The following is a 4,911-nucleotide window of genomic DNA, read 5'->3' on the forward strand; positions in this document are numbered from 1 at the left end:
CCATCCTGTGACTTGTCTCTCCACATACCCTTCAGGTTTTCCAAGTTGATGAAGACCTGTTTTATCCAAATCCAAACCATGTAGGCTGGCAAGAGTATCCACCAAGGCCAAGGATCCTTTACGCATATCTTCTGGAGACAAAGCATATTTTTTTGAAAGGAATCCTCTGAGGATGGTTCCGGTTACTTTTTCCATGATGTAGAATGGAGCTTCCAAAACGTCCAATTCTTCACAGTAAAGGATAGGAGTGGGCACTTTAGGATAGACTTTTTGTAAGAGGCTTAATACTTTAAACTCTCTACCCATGTCATGAGCGGATTTGATTTTGGCACCATGTGGAGGCCTCCGAAGTACAAAATCCTGGCCTTTCGCATCAGTAAGCAAATAGGTGAGATTTGAATAACCACTCGGGAATTGACTGATTTTTACTGGTAAGCTGATCAAAGAGGTATGGGACGCTAAGTAATCTTCCAGTTTTTTAAGATTGAGGTCTTCGCCTTTTCTTACCTCCTTCGCCTGATCTAAAGGTTGATGCTCCATTTACTGTTTTTTTGAAGTATCCATTCCATATTCCTTTAAAATATGCCTTGCCAACACACTTTTATGAACCTCATCCGGTCCATCGTAAATTCTGGCCGCTCTCTCATGTCTATACCAAAAGGAAAGAATCGTATCGTCTGTCATTCCCAAAGCTCCATGTACCTGAATGGCAGCGTCCAATGTTTTTTGAAGTACTTTGGCAACCATGAATTTAATCGTTGAGATTTCAACACGGGCGGCTTTTGCACCTTGCTGCTCTATTTTCCAGGCTGCATCTAATACCATCAATCGCGAGGCATTTATCTCAGCTCTTAATTCTGCAATCCAATTTTGAATGGTTTGTTGACTGCCTAGTTTTACTCCATCTTTTATTTCACGGCTTATGGCTCTTTTACAAAGTAAATCAAATGCCCGCTCGCAAATCCCGATCCACCGCATGCAGTGATGAATTCGTCCTGGTCCCAAGCGTTCCTGAGCTAACGTGAAACCTGAACCCTCTGGCCCTATAAGGTTTTCCTCAGGCACAGTACAATTCTCATATGCGATCTCTCCATGACTTAACCAACCTTCACCACTTTCTCCCATTACCGGAATATTTCTTACTAGCTTAAATCCGGGTGTGTCTGTTGGCACGAGGATCATACTGGCACGTTGATAAGGATTTGGGTTTTCAGGATCGGTGACTGCCATCACAATGGCAAACGAGGCTCCGTCTGCAGCTGTAGTAAACCATTTCCTTCCGTTAATTACATATTGACCATCTTTTTTGATTGCAGTAGTTCCCATTTTAGTTGGGTTGGATCCAGGATTATCTGGTTCGGTCATACTAAAACAGCTTCGAATCTTACCTTCAGTTAAAGAATTAAGAAATGTCGATTTCTGTTCTTCAGTTCCAAAAAGATGAAGTAATTCTTGATTACCAATATCAGGGGGCTGGCAATTGAAAATAAAATGGCCAAAAGGGGAAGTGCCAAGGATCTCGCTGATCTGTGCAAACTCTAGTAAGGATAGCCCTAAACCTCCCATACTTTCCGGTAAGTGGGGAGCCCAAAGTTTTTCTTTTTTAGCTCCCTCTCGAAGATTTTTCAACCAGCCAAATTCAAGTGTCTTGAAAGGGGTACTCAATGCTTTTAATTCTTCCGGATACACATGCTGTTCCATGAAATCTCTGTAGCGAGGTTTTAAAGCACGAAGTTTATCGGGAGTTAACAATTCGATCATATCAGTATTTTTTCACGCTATCCACCTCTTAAGTTCTAACAAGAAAAGCTGAGAAATAGCTTCTTCCTTTCAAAACCACAATCATTTTACTGCTGAAGATGGGATCGTAATTTATGAAAATTCGGCACTTAAAGGACTCTGGTTCTTTTCAAAAAGGAGAAATCCAAAAATTGTTTTTTGAAAATATAGAGCAAATCGTCCATATTGGTTTTATGGGAATTATCTTCGGTTTTATTCCAAAGAGAAGATAAATAACTAGTTTCAAGAAACTTTAGTAGTTTGACAAGGGAAATATGGGATGGACTAATTCATAGCTCAAGTCACATTAAAAAAATAGAGTTTTTGGAAGCATCATTTTGTTAAGATTTTTCAGACTAAAACATTTATAGATAATGAGTAAAGAACAAATATTTGAAATAATAGTAGGGAATTTGGTTGAGATAGTGCCAGAAATAAATTACGAGGATGTTTTATTGAGCCATAGGTTTTCAGACCTGGGATTAAACTCTATAGACCGAGGAGAACTAATTTCGTTGACTTTGGAGGTTTTGGAATCAGATTCTTCTAGAGTTGAATTCGTAACCGCACAAACTGTTGGAGACTTGGTAGATATATTTTATGCTAAATTATGAGCCTTCGGAAATTATTGTTTCAGGAATAGGGATTACGTCTGCTATAGGACAGGGTAAGAGTGCCTTTATCTCTGCCTTATTAGAAGGTCGTCATAATTTTAGTGTGATGAAACGTCCTGGTAGACAAGTCCCTTTTAATCCAACATATGCAAGCGAAAATAGAGGCAATTCAACAGGATTCTTAGGCGCAGAGATAGATAGTCTTCAAATTCCTGAATCCATTTCTAAAAAACAATTACGAACAGCTTCCTTTTCGACGAAGGTAGCGCTCGCAACCTTACAAGAGGCTTGGCTTGATGCCAATTTGAATGAGGTAGAACCTACGCGAATAGGATTAATAGTAGGTGGCTCCAATTTCCAACAAAGAGAGTTGGTATTAACACACGAAAAGCATCAAAATCGTTCTCAATTTGTGCAACCTACTTATGGCATGTCCTTTTTGGACAGCGATTTATGTGGATTATGCACTGAAGTTTTTAATATCAAAGGTTTTGCTTATACAGTTGGTGGTGCATCTGCCAGTGGTCAGGTTGCAGTAATCAATGCAATAAATGCAGTACAGAGTGGTCAAGTTGATGTCTGTATTGCTTTGGGAGCATTAATGGATTTGTCATATTGGGAGTGTCAGGCACTTCGATCTTTAGGGGCAATGGGGAGTATTCGGTATTCTTCTGAGCCAGAATTGGCTTGTCGCCCTTTTGATAAAAACCGGGATGGATTCATTTTTGGAGAATCTTGTGGGGCCGTTGTAATCCAAAAATCTGATTTTGCAAAAAGAGAGGGTGTTCAGCCCTATGCTCGCTTGAAAGGCTGGGCTATTGGAATGGATGGTAATCGTAATCCAAATCCTTCCCTGGAAGGAGAAGTAGGGGTAATAAAAAATGCTATTAAGCACTCGGGTTTAGTTGAAAATCAAATTGATTATATAAATCCACATGGGTCCGGATCTAAGATAGGAGATGAGATAGAACTTAAAGCAATCAGTCAATGCGGTCTGAATCATTCCTTTATTAACACAACAAAATCCATTACAGGACATGGATTGAGCGCAGCAGGTATTGTAGAGCTTATTGCCACTATACTTCAAATGAAAGCAGGATCCTTACATCCGTGTAGAAATTTGGATAATCCTATGGAATCTGAATACAATTGGGTGAGACAAAGAATGGTTTCGCATTCAATCCAAAACGCATTGAATGTCAGCATTGGATTTGGAGGAATAAACACTGCAGTGGTTTTACAAACAGTATAAAATGAGAAATCCTAATAAAGGAGATTAAAGCATTAAAGAACAAGGATGGATGGGTAAACTGACTAAATGAAAGCAAAGACAACAGTCTTTATTAATTTGCAACCCAACACTTAGCCAGTTCTTACCCAAATTTCCATTGAATGCCGAATTAATCTTTTCCATTAGATTAAAGGCCTTTCCGATAGATCAAACCATTTCGGTTTTCATAATAGAAACTCTGATCTTGATATAGAATCAAGAAGATTTTAAATAGATAAATTAGTTAGATATCTTTCTTCTTGCTTTTTTCTTATGCTTATATTGGATCGGATATATTCTTGACGCAACCAATATTTTAGCTCTCTACCTTCATCATTTGATAGCCATTTTAAAGCTTTTCTATATTCCTTTTTGAATAATTTTCTATCAAATGAGACCGCCTTTAATATTGTTTTGCAATAATCGAGCATGGATTTTCTCTTTTTCATAACAGATGATTTGAAAAGTTTAAAGATTGAATTCTAGAAAATGAATACTGATTAAATCTCGGGCGAGATCAGATCTGAATTGTTTAAATCAAAAAACTACAGTGTAGAATAAAAATAGGATTTTTAAAACTAAAATCCGGAGGAGTGACTTTTTCCGGAAGCTCTGAAAAGGCTTGGGTGTAAGTACTCTTTAATGAGCCAAAATGTTCCTCACTTTTTTTATTTGTTCGAGTAAAGGAGTAAAATGCTTTTCTTGAATTGAGTATTTCAGCTTCTTGAATACTTTCGCTTTGAAAGGTTTGGGAGAAAGTCAATCCATAGTCCAATGTCCCTGTAGAAATTAAAATCAAGGTCAAAGTCAGGATTTTCGCTATCGTGGCAATTTTTCTCATTAAGTCAAGTAACGTAATAACTATTATTAAAGGTTGTGATTTTTCATCTAAAAAATCAATTTTTGAATTTAGCTAGTGATGGTTCAGCTAATAAAACTTATATCAATTTGTGATATTTCGCGAAGCGACTCTATATCGCTGAAAGCATATCTAAGGGTATCTATATCTTCTTTTATAATTATAAGATAGCCCTTCGGGCAGATATTTTCAAGATATGGCTAAAGCCAAGATATGTAGATAGAACTTTATCTCGCGCAGCATATCTCAGGAGCGAAGCGACTCTATCTCGCAGCAGGCGTATTTCAGTGATTCTATATCTTCTTTTATAATTATAAGATAGCCCTTCGGGCAGATATTTTTAGATATGGCTAAAGCCAAGATAGTTGGTACGGAAACTATTATGAAGA

Annotated in this window: 6 protein-coding genes; 2 read left to right on the plus strand and 4 right to left on the minus strand. The window is 37.7% G+C overall.

Going from position 1 to position 4,911, the window contains the following annotated elements; genetic code table 11:
* Both Q0L68_RS16340 and Q0L68_RS16345 read right to left on the minus strand, forming a co-directional pair.
* The coding region (locus Q0L68_RS16340; protein ID WP_296705236.1) for a phosphotransferase family protein at window positions 1-540 on the minus strand (540 nt) is incomplete at its 3' end.
* A complete protein-coding gene (locus Q0L68_RS16345) occupies window positions 541-1,761 on the minus strand; it encodes an acyl-CoA dehydrogenase family protein (protein ID WP_296705237.1) in 1,221 nt (406 codons plus the stop codon). It lies immediately after the preceding gene.
* Between the two features lie 392 nt (window positions 1,762-2,153).
* On the opposite strand from Q0L68_RS16345, the gene Q0L68_RS16350 reads away from it, so the two are divergent.
* Together Q0L68_RS16350 and Q0L68_RS16355 are read left to right on the plus strand one after the other, a co-directional pair.
* Window positions 2,154-2,393 (plus strand): hypothetical protein, encoded by a 240-nt coding sequence (locus Q0L68_RS16350; protein WP_296705239.1) that lies wholly within the window; start codon window positions 2,154-2,156, stop codon window positions 2,391-2,393.
* Window positions 2,380-3,645 (plus strand): beta-ketoacyl synthase N-terminal-like domain-containing protein, encoded by a 1,266-nt coding sequence (locus Q0L68_RS16355; protein WP_296705241.1) that lies wholly within the window; start codon window positions 2,380-2,382, stop codon window positions 3,643-3,645. Before Q0L68_RS16350 ends, Q0L68_RS16355 begins: the two co-directional genes overlap by 14 nt.
* A gap of 245 nt (window positions 3,646-3,890) precedes the next feature.
* On the opposite strand, the gene Q0L68_RS16360 is transcribed toward Q0L68_RS16355, so the two are convergent.
* Window positions 3,891-4,112 (minus strand): hypothetical protein, encoded by a 222-nt coding sequence (locus Q0L68_RS16360; RefSeq protein WP_296705242.1) that lies wholly within the window; start codon window positions 4,110-4,112, stop codon window positions 3,891-3,893.
* A gap of 83 nt (window positions 4,113-4,195) precedes the next feature.
* Window positions 4,196-4,504, minus strand: coding sequence for a hypothetical protein (locus Q0L68_RS16365; protein ID WP_296705244.1), 309 nt, complete (start codon window positions 4,502-4,504; stop codon window positions 4,196-4,198).
* Window positions 4,505-4,911: the final 407 nt, after the last annotated feature.

Source organism: Algoriphagus sp. (assembly GCF_024642405.1).
Lineage (GTDB): Bacteria > Bacteroidota > Bacteroidia > Cytophagales > Cyclobacteriaceae > Algoriphagus.

Excerpts from the sequence above, each read along its gene's own strand:
- Q0L68_RS16345 (WP_296705237.1), bottom strand. The coding sequence starts at position 1,761 with ATGATCGAATTGTTAACTCCCGATAAACTTCGTGCTTTAAAACCTCGC.
- Q0L68_RS16350 (WP_296705239.1), top strand. The coding sequence starts at position 2,154 with ATGAGTAAAGAACAAATATTTGAAATAATAGTAGGGAATTTGGTTGAG.
- Q0L68_RS16355 (WP_296705241.1), top strand. The coding sequence starts at position 2,380 with ATGCTAAATTATGAGCCTTCGGAAATTATTGTTTCAGGAATAGGGATT.
- Q0L68_RS16360 (WP_296705242.1), bottom strand. The coding sequence starts at position 4,112 with ATGAAAAAGAGAAAATCCATGCTCGATTATTGCAAAACAATATTAAAG.
- Q0L68_RS16365 (WP_296705244.1), bottom strand. The coding sequence starts at position 4,504 with ATGAGAAAAATTGCCACGATAGCGAAAATCCTGACTTTGACCTTGATT.